The 17337-nt window shown below is 63.5% G+C and carries 14 protein-coding genes; 2 read left to right on the top strand and 12 right to left on the bottom strand.

Features of this window, described 5'->3' with window-relative positions:
* Positions 1-19 precede the first annotated feature (19 nt).
* The 6 genes from PWG15_RS31245 to PWG15_RS31220 all read right to left on the bottom strand — a co-directional run bounded on the left by PWG15_RS31245 (position 20) and on the right by PWG15_RS31220 (position 7404).
* Entirely contained in the window at positions 20-1813 is a 1794-nt protein-coding gene (locus tag PWG15_RS31245; protein WP_275025465.1) for a PAS domain S-box protein, read from the bottom strand.
* 218 nt (positions 1814-2031) lie between these two features.
* Positions 2032-2790: a sulfite exporter TauE/SafE family protein gene (locus tag PWG15_RS31240; RefSeq protein WP_275025463.1), complete on the bottom strand. Its 759-nt coding sequence runs from the start codon at positions 2788-2790 to the stop codon at positions 2032-2034.
* A 219-nt stretch (positions 2791-3009) separates the two neighbouring features.
* Entirely contained in the window at positions 3010-3474 is a 465-nt protein-coding gene (locus PWG15_RS31235; RefSeq protein ID WP_275025461.1) for a MaoC family dehydratase, read from the bottom strand.
* A 42-nt stretch (positions 3475-3516) separates the two neighbouring features.
* On the bottom strand, positions 3517-5127 hold the full coding sequence (locus PWG15_RS31230; protein ID WP_275025460.1) for an MDR family MFS transporter: 1611 nt from the start codon (positions 5125-5127) through the stop codon (positions 3517-3519).
* Positions 5128-5175: 48 nt separating this feature from the next.
* The gene (locus PWG15_RS31225; RefSeq protein WP_275025459.1) at positions 5176-6378 is read right to left on the bottom strand and encodes an HlyD family secretion protein; all 1203 of its coding nucleotides are present in this window, start codon (positions 6376-6378) and stop codon (positions 5176-5178) included.
* Positions 6379-6714: 336 nt separating this feature from the next.
* Positions 6715-7404, bottom strand: a complete 690-nt coding sequence (locus PWG15_RS31220; protein WP_275025458.1) for a hydrolase — start codon at positions 7402-7404, stop codon at positions 6715-6717.
* Between the two features lie 392 nt (positions 7405-7796).
* On the opposite strand from PWG15_RS31220, the gene PWG15_RS31215 reads away from it, so the two are divergent.
* Positions 7797-8306, top strand: a complete 510-nt coding sequence (locus PWG15_RS31215; RefSeq protein ID WP_275025457.1) for a BA14K family protein — start codon at positions 7797-7799, stop codon at positions 8304-8306.
* A 150-nt stretch (positions 8307-8456) separates the two neighbouring features.
* Here PWG15_RS31215 and PWG15_RS31210 read toward each other — a convergent pair whose 3' ends face one another.
* The 6 genes from PWG15_RS31210 to PWG15_RS31185 are packed head-to-tail and all read right to left on the bottom strand — an operon-like array spanning position 8457 to position 15654.
* Positions 8457-10142: a Na/Pi cotransporter family protein gene (locus PWG15_RS31210; protein ID WP_275025456.1), complete on the bottom strand. Its 1686-nt coding sequence runs from the start codon at positions 10140-10142 to the stop codon at positions 8457-8459.
* 22 nt (positions 10143-10164) lie between these two features.
* The gene (locus PWG15_RS31205) at positions 10165-10770 is read right to left on the bottom strand and encodes a histidine phosphatase family protein (RefSeq protein WP_275025455.1); all 606 of its coding nucleotides are present in this window, start codon (positions 10768-10770) and stop codon (positions 10165-10167) included.
* Entirely contained in the window at positions 10767-11867 is a 1101-nt protein-coding gene (locus PWG15_RS31200) for an ABC transporter ATP-binding protein (RefSeq protein ID WP_275025454.1), read from the bottom strand. The genes PWG15_RS31205 and PWG15_RS31200 overlap by 4 nt, the downstream gene beginning before the upstream one ends.
* Entirely contained in the window at positions 11864-13609 is a 1746-nt protein-coding gene (locus PWG15_RS31195; RefSeq protein WP_275025453.1) for an ABC transporter permease, read from the bottom strand. Before PWG15_RS31195 ends, PWG15_RS31200 begins: the two co-directional genes overlap by 4 nt.
* A gap of 60 nt (positions 13610-13669) precedes the next feature.
* Positions 13670-14791: an ABC transporter substrate-binding protein gene (locus PWG15_RS31190; RefSeq protein WP_275025451.1), complete on the bottom strand. Its 1122-nt coding sequence runs from the start codon at positions 14789-14791 to the stop codon at positions 13670-13672.
* Between the two features lie 26 nt (positions 14792-14817).
* Complete coding sequence (locus tag PWG15_RS31185; RefSeq protein WP_275025450.1) at positions 14818-15654, bottom strand: MurR/RpiR family transcriptional regulator; 837 nt, start codon at positions 15652-15654, stop codon at positions 14818-14820.
* Between the two features lie 346 nt (positions 15655-16000).
* Between PWG15_RS31185 and PWG15_RS31180 the strand changes: the two genes are divergently transcribed.
* Positions 16001-17314: an MFS transporter gene (locus PWG15_RS31180; protein ID WP_275025449.1), complete on the top strand. Its 1314-nt coding sequence runs from the start codon at positions 16001-16003 to the stop codon at positions 17312-17314.
* Positions 17315-17337 lie beyond the last annotated feature (23 nt).

Genomic DNA, 17337 nt, shown 5'->3' with positions numbered 1-17337 from the left:
GTGCGCCGCCACGGTGCGATCAGGACGAAGTGGGCTCGTCCCACCCGACTTGCAGGGCTGCATCGACGGAACACACCAGGCCCGAGGGGTGGTAGCTGATCTCCACCTGGCCGTTGAGTTCGGCTGCCAGGAGTGTCTGGATCAGACGCGAGCCGAATCCTTTGCGCGATGGTTGCTTTACCAGCGGACCGCCGGATTCCTGCCAGCGCAGCGTCAGCCGGGTCGGCGTGCCGGTCTTGAGCGACCATGTGATCGAGACCCGTCCGTCCGCTGTCGAAAGGGCGCCGTATTTGGCGGCATTCGTGGCGAGCTCATGCAGCGCCAGGGACAGCGACACGACCATTCGCGGTGGAACCTGGATCGGCGGGCCGGACACGACAAACCTCTCCTGCGCGTAGGGGGAGATCGCCTGGTTGATGATCGCCTGCAACTCCGCCCGTTCCCAGGTTCCATGGGTCAAAAGGTCGTGGGCCCGCGCCATCGAAACCAGCCGCGCCTCAAAGGCCTGCACCTCGCCGGCGTCCGTCGCGTCGCTGCGGCCGAGCGTCTGCCGGGCAATGGCCAGAACGGTCGCAAACACGTTCTTGACGCGATGGTTCAGCTCGCCGACGAGGACGGTCTGAAGGCGCTCGGCTTCCTTTCGCACGGTTATGTCGTGGGCCAGCTTCGAAGCACCAACGATGCTGCCATAGGCGTCGTAGATCGGTGAAACGCTGAGCAGGACGTCGACGCTTCGACCGTCCTTGTGGAGCCGTTTGGTCTCGTATGGCTCGACCTTGAGGCCCGCGCTCACCTGTCTGAGGATCGCGGGCTCTTCGTCAATTCGGTCCTCGGGCACCAGCGTCATCACGGACCGGCCGACCATTTCCTCGGCCGAGTAACCGTAGAGCCTTTCGGCTCCGGCGTTCCAGGTCGTGATCCTCATCCTGAGATCGATGCCGAGGATGGCATCGTTGGAGGACGCGATGATGGCCGCAAGACGACGCTCGACCTCCTGGGCCCGCTTGCGCTCGGTGATGTCGACGATGACGGCGGCGGCCTGACGAAAATTGCCGCGCTCGTCGCGGAGCGCGGAGACCGAGTTCGTTACCCAGACAAGACCACCATCCTTGCGCAGGTAGCGCTTCTCGATCTCGTAGCTTTGGCCCGTGCTCACCATCGTCTTGAACAGGCGGGCGCTTTCGGCGACGTCTTCGGGAAAGGTGATGTCATGCATGCGCATCGTCAGCAATTCGGCTTCGCTGTAGCCGACGATTTCGCAGAAGCGATTGTTGACCAAGAGGAAGCGGCCCGTCAGGTCCATCTGGCTGATGCCGGCGGCCGATTGCGAGAAGATTGCGCGAAGCCGCTCTTCGTTGGCCTGCAGGGCGCTCTCGAACTTCACGCGTTCCGTCGTTTCGTTGACAATGCAGAACACGCCTCGAACCCTCTCTTCCTCGTCCCGGACGGGCGAGTAGGAGATATCGAAGTACACCGTTTCGGGATAACCGTGACGCTCGATGTAGAAGGGACGGTCTTTCGCAACCACCGTCTCGCCGCGCTTCAGCACGCGCTGCAGCAGAGGTTCGAGGTCACCCCAAAGCTCACCCCAGTTTTCGCGTGCCGGGCGCCCCAGCGCACGAGGGTGCTTGTCCCCGATGGTGGGCGCATAGGCGTCGTTGTAGAGCGCAACGAACTCCTCGCCCCAGAACATCACAATCTGCGCCTGCGCCGGCAACATGATGTCGACCGCCGCCGCCAGGCATGGCGGCCAAGCCTCCATGGGGCCGAGCGGGCTGTCATCCCAGCGATGAGATCGGATCAGCTGACCCATCTCTCCCGCTGCCGTGAAGGGTGCGCTGCTGTGCAGGGTGAAATTCCTCGCTTGAGTGGCCAGGGTACTTCAACTCTTTGAGAAACTTAGGTCAATACGCAAAGTGCGAAGCCTTGCAGGCGCAGCTTGCGCGATAAGCCTATGGCGTGATCTGCGCCTTCGCAACGCCATCTTCTTTGGGTTGTCTCGCTTCCTTGGGTCGTCAGGCGATGCGGCGGTCAAGCGAGAAAGCCGGAAACACCGTCCCACAATAGCTTCAGCGCGACCAGGGCCAGCAATCCATAGCAGGCGCGATAGACCTGCCGCTGGTAGAGCCTGCCCTGGAGCCGCCAGCCGAGCGTAACACCGCTCGGAATGGCGAACAGGCAGATCGCCATCAGCACTCCGAGATCGGCGTTCGGCTTTGCCAGGAACAACCATGGCAGGGCCTTGGTCGCATTGCCGACGGTAAAGAAAAGGCTCGTCGTTCCCGCATAGACCTCCTTGCTGAGGCCAAGCGGCAGAAGATACATCGCCAGTGGCGGTCCGCCGGAGTGGGCGACCATCGTGGTGATGCCTGAGGCGAGGCCGGCCGAAATTGCCTTGGGGGTCGAGCGTGGGCGCGCCGTTACCTCTGCGCCCCTTGCAAGCCACAGGCCGACGAAGAGCAGCGTCGTCGCCGCCATCACGATCGCGACGGTGCGGTGATCGAGAAAGCGGAACAGCAGATAGCCGAGCCCGATGCCAATCACGAGCCCCGGAAGCAGCAGCACGAGGTCGGGAGCAGACCAGGTCGTGCGCTTGAAGTAGCGCAAGCCGTACAGATCCATTGCCACGAAGAGCGGCGCGAGAAGGCCGCCGGCGGTGACCGGGTCCATCACCAGCGACAGCAGCGGGATACCGAGTATGGAAAAACCGCCGCCAAACGCCCCCTTCATGAAGCAGATCAGGAATACCCCGGCAAAGGCGACCATAATGGTCAGGGCGGTCAGTTCCATCGCAGTGCCTCCGCATTCGCGCACGCCGTGAACGCGGCAGTGGTCGGTTGATTGTTGAGAAATACGAGCATTGCCTCGTTTCCAGCCTCTGCTCGGCGCGTGCAACGCCGTCTGTCCGAGCGCGCGGTCCGGCTCGCGCTGGCCAGTCCGATGCTAGATGATTTGGTTGCGACGGAATGAAGGTCGCCCGTCCTTGCACCTATTCGGGCTGGGTCAGCGTCAATCTGCCGCTTTCCGCTTGAGGACGAGTTTGGCTTTGAGGTTCTGCACCACTTCGCCACGCTGATTGATGGTGCTGCTGACAACGACGGCGATGCCGCGATCAGGCTTCGAGCGGGACGGTATGATCTCCACCACTTCGCTTTCCACATGCAGCGTGTCCCCGGGGCGCGTCGGCGCCGGCCAGTTGATTTCTCCGCCTGCGCCGATGAGGCCACCGGCAAATGGCAGGCCGGTCTCGACATTGAGGCGCATCGTGATGGCGGCGGTGTGCCATCCGCTTGCGGCCAGCCCCTTGAAGAGCGTGTCCCTGGCCTTTGCCTCGTCGAGGTGAAAAGGCTGCGGGTCGAACTGCATGGCGAAAGCCTTGATCTGGGCTTCGTCGATGATATGGGTCGCGCTTGTAAAGCGTTGGCCCACATAGAGGTCGTCGAGAAAGAGGCGAGCGGGCGTCGAACTGTTCATGATCTGCCTCCTCTAAGTGCGCGTCCTTTGACCTGCGGGCATTCAATGGGCACCGCCCGCACCTGCGCCGCCGAGCTGGATCTTGCGGGTGAAAAGCAGGGCGATGGCAGCGAGCGCCAACACGGTGCCGATTACGGCGAACGTATCACTGAAGCCCAGGATAAGCGCCTGGCGGTGAACCGTCGCGCCGATAACTGCGATCGCCTTGTGCTGTGCAACGGCGGCGTCGGTTACGCCATGCGTCAAGAAGTGCTGGGTCAGATCGCCGATCCGGTCACGGACCTCGTCGCGGGAAAGCGTGACGGACTGGCCGATGATGTTGGAATGGAACTGCTCGCGCTTGGTGAGCACGGTCGCGAGCGTGGCCGTTCCGACTGCACCGCCGAGATTGCGCAGCATGTTCGACAGGCCGGAAGCGGCGGCCGCCTCGCTTGGAGCAATGCCGGCGGTCGTGATCACCGTGATCGGCGTCAGCACCAGTGCCTGGCCGATGGCGCGCACGATATTGGGTACGAAGAACTGGTCGCCGGCGCTGTCGAGCGAGAGCGTCGTGTTCATGAAACAGCTGACGGCGAAGATGCTGATGCCGACGAAGCCGACGTAGCGCGCGTCGAAGCGCTTCATCAATGTCGGTACGAGCGGAATGATGAGGAGCTGCGGCAACCCGGTCCAGGCGAGCACGAAGCCGATCTGCTCGGCATTGTAGCGCTGCACCTGACCCAGATACTGCGGCAGGATGTAGACGGTGCCGAACAGCGCCACGCCGACCAGCACGTTGACGAGGACACCGACGCCGAAGTTGCGCTGCCTGAGCAGACGCAGCTGGACCAGCGGCTTTTCGACCTTGAGTTCGATGATGACGAAGGCGGTCAGAAACACGGTTGCGACCAAGGCGAGCTTGACGATGAGCGGCGACTGGAACCAGTCGTCCTTGTTGCCCTCCTCGAGTACGGTTTGCAGGGCCGAGAGCCCGATCGCCATGGTGATGATGCCGGCCCAGTCGCCCTCCTTGAGCAGGGACAATTGCATTTGCTTCTTCTCGAGCGTGAAGTAGAGCGCAACCACCATGACCATGCTTGGAGGCGTGTTGACGAAGAAGATCGACTGCCAGCCGTAGTTCTCGGTGAGATAGCCGCCGATCGTCGGGCCGATCGCCGGCGCGAAGGTGACGGACAGGGCGAAGAGTGCCAACCCGAACGGCTGCTGCGCCTTGGGCAACCGGGTCAGGATCATCGTGAAAGCCATGGGGATGAGCACGCCACCCGCAACGCCCTGCAGACCGCGCAGCACGATCATCGAGCCGAGATCATGGGCGAAGGCGCAAGCCGCGGAAAAGATCGGGAACAGGATGGCATTTGCCAGGATGTAGCGCCGGAACGAGAAGACGCGGCTGAAGTAGTCGGTAAGGGGGATCACCACGATCTCGCCGATCAGGTAGGAGGTCGATATCCAGGCGCCGTTGTCGACGCCCGTGCCGATGCCGCCCTCGATATCGAGCAGCGAGGCGTTGGTGATCTGGATGTTCAGGATCGCCATGAAGGCGCCGATCAGGCCGGCAATCACCGCGATCCATGCTTTCGTGCTCGCCTTTTCAGAGGGCGCCGCTGCGGTTGGCAGCGTGCCGGGGGCAGCTGTATCAGCAATGGTGGACATAACACCCTCCTGCCGTGTCTGGCTGGTGAGACGGGCGCCCAATCGCCCCTAGTAGATCTTTTCCGACTTTGACGCGACTTCGGTCGCCGTCGGGTTGGTATCGATGGTCGGGTAGACCGACATGCCGGGCCGCAAGATCACCGATCGTGGGATGCCCCGGTCGAGTACGATCTTGACCGGAATGCGCTGCACCACCTTCGTGAAGTTTCCCGTCGCATTGTCCGGCGGCAGCAGCGCAAATTCCTGGCCGCTCGCCGGCGAGATGCTGTCGACATGCCCCTCGAAGACCTGGCCGGGGAAGGTGTCCACTTCGACTGTCACCTTCTGGCCGGGATGGACGCCGGTAAGCTGGGTCTCCTTGTAGTTGGCGACGATGTAGGCCGCCTCCGTCGGGACGACGGCCATCAACTGGGTGCCGGCCTGTACATATTGGCCGACCCGCAGGGTACGGTTGCCGATCACGCCATCGATGGGGGCGGCAAGGGTGGTATAGGAGAGGTTCAGGCGAGCCTGGTTCTGCGCCGCCTTGGCGCTGTCGAGTGCCGCCTTCGCCTGGGCGACTTCGGCCTTGATCACGTCAAGCTGCTTGGTTTCATTGGCAAGTGCTGCCGTATCCCGTGTTACCGCGGCACGGGCGGCCGTGATGCGCGAAGCCGCCTGTTGAGCATTCTGAATGGTGCCGAAGCCCTGTCTGGCGAGTTCCGAATAGCGTTTGTCGTCCTGTTCGGCAAAGGTCTGGTCGGCCCTGTCGGCCTCGACCGTCGCCTTTGCCGCTTCGATCGCGGATTGCTGGGCCACCAGGGCCGACTGCTTGTTGGCGATGTTGGCTTCGGCTGCCTCGACCTCGGCCATCGCCCGTTCGAGGCTGACGTTGAAATCGCGGTCGTCGATGCGGGCGAGGATCTGTCCCGCCTTCACCCGCTCGTTGTCGGCCACGAGCACCTCGGCGATATGGCCGGATACCTTGGGCGCAATCGTCGTGCTGTCGGCCTTCACATAGGCGTCGTCGGTCGACACCTGGAAGCGGCCTGTCGTCCAGTATCCCCACCCGAAATCGGCGGCGGCCGCCAGGGCTGCGGCGGCCACCGAGGCGAAGAGCAGGCCGCGCAGCCACCGCTTCGCGGGTACCTTCGCGTTCGGCGCCAGGGCAGGCGGGATAGCAGGCAGTTCCTCGGGGAGCCGAATGGCCGGCAACGTCTCGGCAGTCGGAGAGGGGGCTTCTGTGATGGCGATTGCCGTGTGCTGGTTCATGACCGGTTCCTTTCCCCGGTATGGCGGGGCGATCCAAAACGCCGTTCGCCGAATTAGGAAAACTATTGTTTTCTAAAATGCGCGCGAGGAGCCGAGTTGTCAATCAAATTTGGAAAATGACTGTGTTCCTTAATTTCAAATTCGGCATAGTGGTGCCGGCAACCGGGCTTGCGGCATGCGGAGAGCCGGGAAACGCGACCTGAAAGGCCATCTGCGGCTTTCGGGGCGTGTCGCGATCTCAATCGAAATCGCATAAACGCAGAGGCCGGCCCCTTGCGGGACCGGCCTTGTCAATCGTGCCGAAGCGATGGGGAGCTTCGCTGGTCGGGCCGGGGGTCACTTGACCGGGTTGGGGCCGATCGTCTTGCCGTGACGGACGCGTTCGTCGGCCTTGTGGACCATGGTGTAGGCGTAATCGATGCCCATGCCATAGGCGCCGGAATGTTCCTTCACCAGCGAAGTGACGGCATTGTAGGTTTCCTTGCGGGCCCAGTCGCGCTGCCATTCGAGCAGGACCTGCTGCCAGGTGACTGGGATGACGCCGGCCTGGACCATGCGGTCCATGGCGTATTTGTGCGCATCGACCGAGGTGCCGCCGGAGGCGTCGGCGACCATGTAGATCTCGTAGTCCGGGACATCATGGAGGGCCGAGAGCGCAAAGGTGGTGTTGCAGACTTCGGTCCACAGACCGGAGACGACGATCTTCTTGCGGCCGTTGGCGGCATTCCTGGCCAGCGCGTCGCGGACGTTCTGATCGTCCCAGGAGTTCATCGAGGTGCGTTCGAGGATATCGTTTTCCGGGAAGACGGCGAGCAGTTCGGGATAGGTGTGGCCGGAGAAGGATCCGGTCTCGACGGTGGTGATCGTCGTCGGGATGTCGAAGACCTTTGCGGCCTTGGCAAGGCCGACGACGTTGTTCTTCAGCACCTGGCGGTCGATCGACTGAACGCCGAAGGCCATCTGCGGCTGCTGGTCGATGAAGATCAGCTGGCTGTTCTGCGGGGTCAGGACTTCGAGTTTGGACATGGGCTTTCTCCTCTTTGAGCTGGTTGAAAAGCGGGGCGTCGGTGCCTGGTCGTTCCGGTCGGTGGTGAACTCGTTTGGTGAGAACAGATGTAGCCGACCGGATTGCGCCGTTGAATTGCAATAATAATTGCGATTGAATTGCGAAAAATGAAATAAAAGATGGTGGCACGCGGTATGAGCATCCTCCGCGATCAAAGGCGCAGCCGTACGGGCGTGAAGATCTCGGAAACCCGATCCTTAGTGGGCGGCCAAGCCGATCTCGCGTGCGGTTGTCCGAAAGAAACGCGTCCGGCGGCGCGCCACACCCGGCGGCGCGCGCCGCCAAAACGCAGTGCTTCGGCGGCTTTTCCGATGTATACTCCGGCACAAGCGGGGAAAATGGAGGTAAGCCAATGAACAGGCTGACGATCATTGCCTTGTCCACGGCGGCGGCGCTGACCAGCGTTTCGCCGGCCATGGCATTTCCCACGATAGCGGGCGCCCCGAAGATCGAGACGGCGCAAGCGCAACTGGTTCAGTACAGACGATACGGTGGCGGTTACCGCGGTGGCTACCATGGCGGTAATTATCACGGGCACAACCACGGCGGCGGCGACGATTGGGCCTGGGCGCTCGGCGGACTGGCCGCTGGTGCGATCATCGGTGGAGCGCTGGCGCAGCCCTATTATGGCTCGGGCTACTACGATCAGGGTTATTACAATCAGGGCTACTACAACCAAGGCTATTACGGCCCGACCTACTATCGCCCGCGCTACTATGCGCCGCGCTATTACCGGCAGACCTATTATGGCGGCGATGCGCACACGAGTTGGTGCTATGCCCGCTACCGGTCCTACAGAGCTTACGACGATACGTACCAGCCCTATCACGGTCCGCGGCAGATCTGCATCTCGCCCTACTGACGGGTCGGGGGCGTTTTGAGAGAACGCCGCCGCTTGACGAACACTATTGGATCACGTTGCCGGGCCATCGCGGCACGGAAAAGTGGCTTCAAGACTCCTGGCGCGCCGAAAACGGACACGACACGACCGAAGCTGACAGTCGTCCTCCGTTCAGCCGGCAGCACCTGCCGGCAGAGTGCTTCTGATTCGGCTGCTGCTCAACAGCCCGGCTGCCTGAACCAGCGGGTAGCCGGCGGCGGCGATATCGGAGTTGATCCTGTGCAGGTCGCGAACGAGGTCGATGAACAGCGCATTGCCTTTCGCATCGCCGGCCGCTTCGATGCGTTCGCGACCGAGATGCCGGCCGACGACGTCATCCTCCAAGTCTCGAAAGCGATCCTTCTGGGCTGCAAGGCGGGCTGAGGCGGAGACGTCGCGCGACAGGAGCGCCGCAGGAAGCAGCCTGAGCGACGCGGCGATCACTTCCGAGAGGGCATCGAGTGCCTCGCGCTGGCTCGCCCTCAAGGCGACGTCCTGCTTGACCTTGGCCCGAATGCGGTCGGCGAGGCTGAGCTTGATGACGTCGCCGGCATGTTCGAGATTGCTCGCAAACAGCATGATCTCGTGGGCTCTGCCGGTATCCTCGGCCGAAAGCTCGTCCTGCGTCAACTGACCGAGATAGGCGTGGACCGAGGCCATGTAGTTTCCAAGCCTCGCGTCGATCGAGGGCAATTCCTTCAGCGGTTCCATCCGACCGGTTTGCAGCGCCGTCAGCGACATCAGGAACATGCGTTCCAATAATTCGCTCATGCGTATCGTTTCGGTCGTCGCATTGCTGAGCGCGATTGCCGGTGTTTCGAGGGTCCTTCCGTCGAGATAGCGCGGGGACGCAAGCGGGTCGTCCGCGACGGGGCGTGCCGGGACAAGGCGCTCGACCAGGCGGATGACGATCGGAGACAGCGGCAGGAACACGGCTGCGACCAGCAGGTTGAAGGCAGCGTGGAGGCCGACGGCGACGTGGAGCGGCTCGGCGGGCAGGCGCCCGGCGATCTCCACGATCTCTCGCGCAAAAGGCAGGAGCGCGATCGCCAAAAGACCGCGGCAAAACAGGTTGGCGAGCGGCAGCTTGCGGGCCACGGGTGGCTGGTCGAGCGTGGCGCTGACGGCCGGAAGGCCGCCCCCGAAATTGACGCCCAGGATCAGGGGCACGGCTCCGGCAATTTCGAGACTGCCGCTCATCAGAAGCGAAGCCACAAGCAGGATGACCGCGAGCGTCGAGTGACAGAGCCAGGCAAGCAATGCGCCGACGAGGAAGCCGAGCACGGGCTCACCGGCAACGGTTCCCAGAACATCGTGGAAGAGCGTCGCCTGGCGCAGCGGCGCGGTCGCGGCAACGATCACCTTCAACGCCATCAGCATCAGGCCGAGGCCCATCAGGATGCGCCCCGCATTTCGCGGGCGAAATTCGCTCGACGCGTTGAAGGCGACATAGCCGGCGAACAGAAACAGTGGGGCGAGCATCGCCGCGAGCGAGGAGCCGGAGGCAAAGAGGCCCGAGACGAGCGCCGAGCCGATATCCGCCCCAAGCAGGACCGCAAGTCCTGTTGGTGCCGAGATCGCCCCGGCGCCCGCAAGTCCGGCAACGATCAGCGCCATCGCCGTTGCGCTGCCGAGCACGGCGGTCGCCAGCACACCGCTGCCGAAGGCCGTGAGCCGGTTCGACAGGCGCTCCTCGACGAAACGCTGCAGCCGGTCACCCCAGCCACGCATGACGCCGGTGCGCACCATGCGCACGCCCCACAGAAGCAGCGCCACGCCGCCAAGGAGTTCCAGGATGACCAATGTTCCGGAGTTCATCTCGCTGCCCTCGTCGCAGGCATCAGTCGGCGACGGATTCGTCGGGGGCGACAGAGCCGATATTGTAGCCTTCGAGCTGCGCGGCCATGCTGCCGCGTCGCGGGAAATGCAGGATGGTTGCCGTCCCAGGGGTCACCGGAACGACGCGCGACGGCGGAAGATCGAGGAATTCGTGGCAGGCGGCGCGGACGACGCCGCCATGGGCGACGATCAACAGGTCCCCTTCCGTGCGGGACATCCAGTCGTGAACGCCTTCGGCCACGCGCCCGCGAAAGGCACCCCAGGTTTCGCCATTGGCCGGGGTGAAGGTCCCGGCGCGCCAGGCCGCATATTCCTCCGGGCGTTCGGCGATCAGGTCCGGCTTGCGCCGCCCGGTCCACTCGCCCATGTCGAGCTCGCGAAAACGCTCGTCCGTTGGCGCATCGGGATGGCCGATGAGTGCGACGGTCTGCCGGGTGCGCCCGAGATCGGACGCAATGATGCGAACCGGTTTCAGCGCCTTGGCATAGGGGCGAAACCGCCGCACCTGCGCGACACCGCGCTCGGACAAGAGCGAGTTGTCCTGGCCCTGAAGCCGTTGTTCAGCGTTCCATTCGGTCTCGCCGTGGCGCATGAGGATGAGCCTCATTGATGGATCCTTTCTCCGGTGGCGGCGAAAACCGCATCGGGTGTACGAATGAAGGAAAGGGGGATCGTCTCCCCGGGCGTCGCGGTGAAGTAGCCGTCGGCCATGGCGGTGACGCGCATCTCGTCGACCATCGCCGTCACCATGGTGCGTCCGGCAATCGGCGCGGCTTCGGCAAAGCGGGCGGAGAGCGATGGGGCTCCGGCGACCGAGCCGACGCTGACGTCCTCGGCGCGATAGAGGAGCTGCACTGCGTCGCGGCCGACCGCAAGGGTTGCCGGCGCGAGCGCCGTTTCGCCGAACATGAACCTGTCATCCACCCGTTGTACCGGTATCAGGTTTGCCGGTGGCGTGCCGAGGAAGGTCGCGACAAAGGTGGTCTGCGGGTTGCGCAGCAGATCGATCGGCTTGCCGAACTGTTCGACGCGACCATTGTTGAGCACGGCCACATGGGTCGCCATGGTCATGGCCTCGACCTGGTCGTGCGTCACATAGACCGATGTTGCGCCGGTCGCCCGGTGGATACGCATCAGTTCGCTGCGCATTTCGATGCGCAGCTTGGCATCGAGGTTCGACAGCGGCTCGTCGAAGAGCAGGATGCTCGGCTCTGGCGCGATCGTGCGGGCAATCGCCACGCGCTGCTGCTGGCCGCCGGAGATCTCTGCCGGATAGCGCTCGGCAAGCGCGTCGATGCCGAGAAACGAAAGCACCTCTTTCACGCGCCCTTCCCGCTTGTCCCGTGGCCATTTGGCGACCTTGAGGGGCCAGGCGATGTTGCCGGCGACGGTCATGTGCGGCCAGAGCGCGTAGCTCTGGAAAACGAGGCCGGCATTGCGCCGGCCGGCGTCGGCGATGACGCCGCCTGCACCGCTGGAAACGGTCTGTCCGACGAAGTCGATTTCCCCTTCGCTCGGGCTCTCGAGCCCGGCCAGCATGCGCAGGAGAGTCGACTTGCCACAGCCTGACGGCCCGACGAGAACCAGGAAGGAACCGGCGGGTACGGAGATGTTGACGTCCTTGACGGCGGTGAAGGCACCAAACCTTTTGACGAGGCTGCGGATCTTGATGGCGTCCGCGGTGCCGGTTGTTATGGCGTTCATGGTTGTTTCCATTTCTGGACCCGGTTCTGCAGGGCGTGGGCGAGGAACGAGGCAGCCAGGCAGACGACGAGGATGACGAGGGTGATGGCATTGGCGAACTGCATGAAACCTTCGGCCGCATAGCGGTAGGCAACCATGCTGAGTACCGGCGAGGTGGCGGTGAACAACAGCACCACCAGCGACAGATCCCGCACCATCTTGACGAAGACGAGGATTGCCCCGGCAAAGAGGCCGCGGATGGCGAGCGGAAAGATGATCGCGAAGAGACGACGGATCAGGCCCGCACCCGTGAGCCGGGCGCTTTCTTCGATATCGGCGGAGATCTGGCCAAGCACGGAGCGGCCGGACTGCACGGCAAAGGGCAGGTTGTGCGCGGATGCCGCGATGACCAGCAGCGCGAAGGTGCCGTATAGCGAGGGCAGCGGCCCGATCGGCGCGCCGAAGAGCGCGATATAGGCGGCGGCAAAGGCGATGCTCGGTACCAGCAACGGCAGGAAGGCGAGCTGGCTGAGGAGCGTCGCAAGCAGGCTGCCCTTGCGTTGCACGATGGTATAGGCAAGCGCAAGGCCGAGCAGCATCGTCGTGAAGGCGACGACGAGGCCGAGGCGGATCGTGTTCCAGATCGCATCGATCAGTACGGGATTGCGGAAGATTCCGGCCTGTCCCTGCGCCATCTCGCCGCCGCCTTCGCCGATCCAGAAATGCAGCGTCCAGTTGGAGAAGAGTGCGCCGCTTTGTGGCGCAAGGCTCGACGCGGCTAGCACGAGGACCGGAAGGATCGTTGTCAGAAGCCCGATGACGACGGCGATGGCGAAGAGCGGCCAGCGCCAGGCGCCGAGCGGGAAACGTTTGGTCCGCCCGCCCTTGCCCGTCACGGTGATGAAGGCCTTGCGCCCGGAGACGATACGGTCCGAGAGCCAGAGAAAGAGAGCAGACACAGCGATCAGCAGTAGAGCGATGACAAAGCCGCGCTCGTTCTGCCCCGTCTCGATCATGCCGAAGAGGCGGGTGGAAAGCGTCTGCATGCGCACCGGCAGGCCGAGCAGTGCGGGTGCGGCGAAGTTGGCGACGGCGCCGGCGAAGGTCAGGGACGTGGCGGCGATCAAGGCCGGTGTGACGACCGGCAGGATGATGCCGAAGAAGATGCGAGGGCGCTTGGCGCCGGCCATTTGTCCGGCCTCGACGAGGTCGGCACCCACCGAGCTCAGTGCCGCGGCGATGATGGTGTAGGCGAGCGAATAGTAATGCGCGATCAGCACGATTGCCGTCGGGATCAGGCCCCAGGCGAGCCAGTCCGGAATGGCAAGGCCGCTGGTCTCGAAGAAACCGGCCGAGCCGCCGAGGCGGGAATTGCGAAACAGCGTGCCCCAGGCAAGGGCGGCGGCAAAGCTCGGGATCATGTAGGGCAGCGTCGCCATCAGGCCGAGGAAGCGGCGGCCCGGGACGTCGGTGAGCACGACCAGCCAGGCGAGGAACCCGCCGATGAGCAGGCAGCCGCCACCGACGCTGAAGCCGAGGACCATCGTATTGAGGAGCGGCCGCCACCAGAGATTGGCGGACAAGGGACTGATGAGCACGGCCTTCCACGCCGCAAGCCCCTCCGGCGTCAACGTGGTGACGAGGATGCGCAGCAGCGGAGCAACAACCAGAATGGCGACGATGGCAACGAGAAGCGCCGGCAAGAGGAAGCCCGATCGGAGCAGCCGGCTGCCCGATGGTGCGAATATGGATAGGGATGTCATGTGCGAGCCTCGGCGTCTGTCGACACGCGTTGCGAAAAGCATGTCGACAGACGGTTACCGTTACTGGAGCGTGATGATCAGGTCGGCGATGCGCCCGCGCGCAGCGGCCGTCTTTGCCGGATCGATCGTCCAGGCCTTCAGCTCGCTGAGTTTGACCGAGTCAGAATGGTCGGCGATGGTCTTGCGGGTTGCGTAGTCGCCGGGAACATTGAACGGCTCGAAGCCGGCTCCGCCCGTTGGCGTGTCGTCGCCGAACATGAAGTCGATCAGCAACCGGGCTGCTGCCGGATGCGGCGCCTTGTCGGCGACTGTCAGCACCGCCGGAAAGAGGATGCCGTTGGCCGGTTCGACGTTGTTGGCGATCTGCAGGGCCCAACCTTCCTTCTCGTTGTCGCGGCGGTCGGAATAGGTGCCGAAGCCGACGGGCGGGTTCTTGGCATTGACGTCGCCGATCGACTTGTTGAGCACGTCGCTGTTCGGGAGCAGGATCAGGTCATTGGCAAACAGGTCCTTGATGAACTGCTCGCCGGCGCCCTGAAGATCGCCTTCCACTTCGATGTCCTTGCCGAAATGCGCCTTGTAGGCGGCCGCCATCTCGTCCGGATGAAGTGCGATCTCGGTCAAGAGATCGAGCAGTTCTCCGCGCTGGCTCGGATCGACCATCAGCACCCGGCCCTGCCATTCCGGCTCCGTAAGCTGCCAGAGATTGGTGACGGGCGAACCGTCCGGAAACGCCTTTTCGTTGTACATCAGCACCTTGGTCGAGAGGCGTTGGGTCAGAAGCGGTGCCTTGTAGCGGTCTTCCAGTTCATTCAAGACACGCGGCGGGACGTAGTTCACGATCCGCTTTCCCTCCAGAAGCTTGGTGAACACGACGGGCGTATCGGCGATGTAAAGTACGTCGACGGCGTGCACGCCGGCCTGCTGTTCCGCCTCGACGCGGGCGATCTGCTTGGTCGAGCTCATGTCTAGGCCGATCAGGTCGATGCCCGGGTAGGCTTCTTCGAATGCCTTCTCGATCTTGGCGATACGGCTCGACAGCGAGAAGACGGTGACGCTCCCCTCCTTCTGCGCGAGCGGCAGCAATTGCTGCGGTGTCAATCCATCGAGATCGGACGCCATCGCGATCGACGGCAATACGAAACACGCGGCAAGTGCGGCATTGGTCAGTCGTTTCAACATGTTTTTCTCCTCCCTTTTCATTTCCCTCAGTCGAAGTCGTTGAACAGCTCCGACAGCTTCTCCAGCCTGCCGATGACCTGCCCCTGGTGGCGCCCGGCGATCGTCAGGACGATGGCGTTGACGATCGCAAACGGGATCGTCGGTGTCTGGAATTCGCTTCCCGAGCGCCCCCTTGGCGCCGCGAGCATCAGATCGGCGGCGGGCTCCATCAGCGGCCCGGCCAGATCGGAAACGAGGATCGATTTCGCGCCGACGCGCGTCGCGTGCCGCATCAGCGGGCCGTAGCTTTGCGGTTGCTTGCGGAAAGCAAGCGCCACCGCCAGGTCGCCAGCATCCATGCTGACCAGGCGCTCGGCTATGTCGCGGCCGCGCCCCGTCAGTTGGATCGTGGTCATGCCGAAGCGATCGAGGCGGCGTTGCAGGAAGCCGGCGACGGATTGCGCATGGCCCTGCCCGAAAATAAAGACGCGGCGCGCGGAAAAGATCAGATCGGCAGCCCGGTCGATTTCCGCCTGTTCGACCGACCGGGCGAGCGTTTCGAGTGCCGTGATCTCGGCCGCAATCAGATCGGTCAGGTAATCGCCATGCTCGACCTTGGAGACCGACCGGCGCATGCGGTTGGCGGCGTCCTGATCATCCAGCACCTCACGCTGCAATTGTGCGCGAAGGTCCGGAAAACCCTTGTAGCCCAGCTTCTGCGCAAGCCGCGTGGCCGTGGCCTCGTGAACGGAAGCGCGCTGGGAAAGCTGCGGGCCCGACAGGAACGCAGCTTCCGCCCGGTTTTCCAGCATGGTCGCGATCAGTTTCTGATCCGCATCGGTCAGCCGCCTGGAATGGGTCTTGATACGATCGAGTATCGTCATGACGTCCCCGCAAGTTCATTTGCAGGATCTATCGTTTCTGCAATCTTTCGTGCCGTCAACGAGGGCGATGCAAGAATCTTTGCAAGACCCTGCAAGGCGCCCAGGCGCGCAAGTTGGGTTGCTTCCGATCGCGGCGCCAGGAGCGAGAAACCAGTCGTTGATTGCTAGTTCACCGTGCGTGCTGGCCCTGGTGGCGCAACTTCTGATTTCTTCAGAAAGAATCTTTGCAAGGCGGCGCAAACCGTCATTGCCGCGGTACAGCCGGTCTGCCGCCGCGTCCGAGGGCCGCTGTTCAAGTTCGATCTGCCGACGTAGTGTCCGCGCATCGATTGCAAGGCAGGACGGAATGACCACGATCACGATGAACGAAGCGCTCGACCGTGCCGGCACGGGACCCTATCAGTACCGTTTGATCGGCATCTTCGGGTTGGTCTGGGCGGCCGATGCCATGCAGGTTCTCGCCGTTGGTTTCACGGCAGCCTCCATCGCCGCGACGTTCGGTCTGACGGTTCCTGAGGCACTCCAGACCGGGACCCTGTTCTTTCTCGGCATGCTGATCGGGGCGGTTGGTTTCGGCCGACTTGCCGATCGGATCGGTCGCCGGCGGGTACTGATCGTCACCGTGGCCTGCGATGCGATCTTCGGCATGCTGTCGATTTTCGCTCCCAGCTTCGGCATCCTCTTGCTCCTGCGTTTCCTCACGGGTGTTGCGGTCGGCGGTACCCTGCCGGTCGACTACGCCATGATGTCGGAGTTCCTGCCCGCCCGAAGCCGTGGTCGCTGGCTCGTCATGCTCGAGGGGTTCTGGGCCGTCGGAACCCTGATTGTCGCTGTGGCGGCATGGCTCGTGGCACTCGCTGAACTCACTGACGCGTGGCGCTATATTTTCGCTGTCACGGCCATTCCTGCGGTGCTCGGCCTCGGACTGCGTTTCCTCGTCCCGGAGTCGCCACTCTATCTGCTTCGCGCGGGCAAGGCTGCTGAGGCAACAGCCATCGTCAACCGGATGCTCGTCGCCAATCGCCGCCCTCAGCTCGAAACGGGGGTATCGATCGTGCTTCCTGCGGCCTCCCCGAGCGCCGGCATCTTTTCCGGGGATCTGCGCCGTCGCAGTCTTCTGATCTTGGCGGTGTGGTTCCTCGTCTCCGTGTCCTACTACGGCGTCTTCACCTGGATGCCACCGCGGCTCGCGGGCGAGGGCTTCGGCTTCGTCCGCGGTTATGGTTTCCTCGTTCTCATCGCCTTGGCGCAAATTCCAGGCTATGCGCTCGCCGCCTATGGCGTCGAGGCCTGGGGACGCCGGCCGACGCTGATCGGCTTTTGCCTTCTCTCCGCCTTGAGCTGCCTGCTTTTCGTCGTGGCGGACGGGGCGACGATCATCGCAGCATCGCTGCTCATCATGAGCTTTGCGCTGCTCGGCACCTGGGGCGCGCTCTATGCCTATACGCCGGAGCTCTATCCGACGGAGTCGCGCGCAACCGGAATGGGCGCGGCGGGCGGCATGGCGCGGCTCGGCGGTCTGCTCGCCCCTTCCTTGATCGGCATGCTGGTGGTCCAGAGCTTCGGGCTTGCCATCGGCACCTTTGCAGGTCTGCTGCTGGTGGCCGCGATCGCGGCCTGCCTGATCGACGCGGAAACCCGTCTTGCGTCGCTGACCTGAGATCCGCGCACGAATGCGCCCAT

This window comes from Ensifer adhaerens, assembly GCF_028993555.1.
Lineage (GTDB): Bacteria > Pseudomonadota > Alphaproteobacteria > Rhizobiales > Rhizobiaceae > Ensifer > Ensifer adhaerens_I.
Note: the sequence above shows the minus strand (reverse complement) of the source record. Positions and strands in the feature narration are given on the sequence as shown.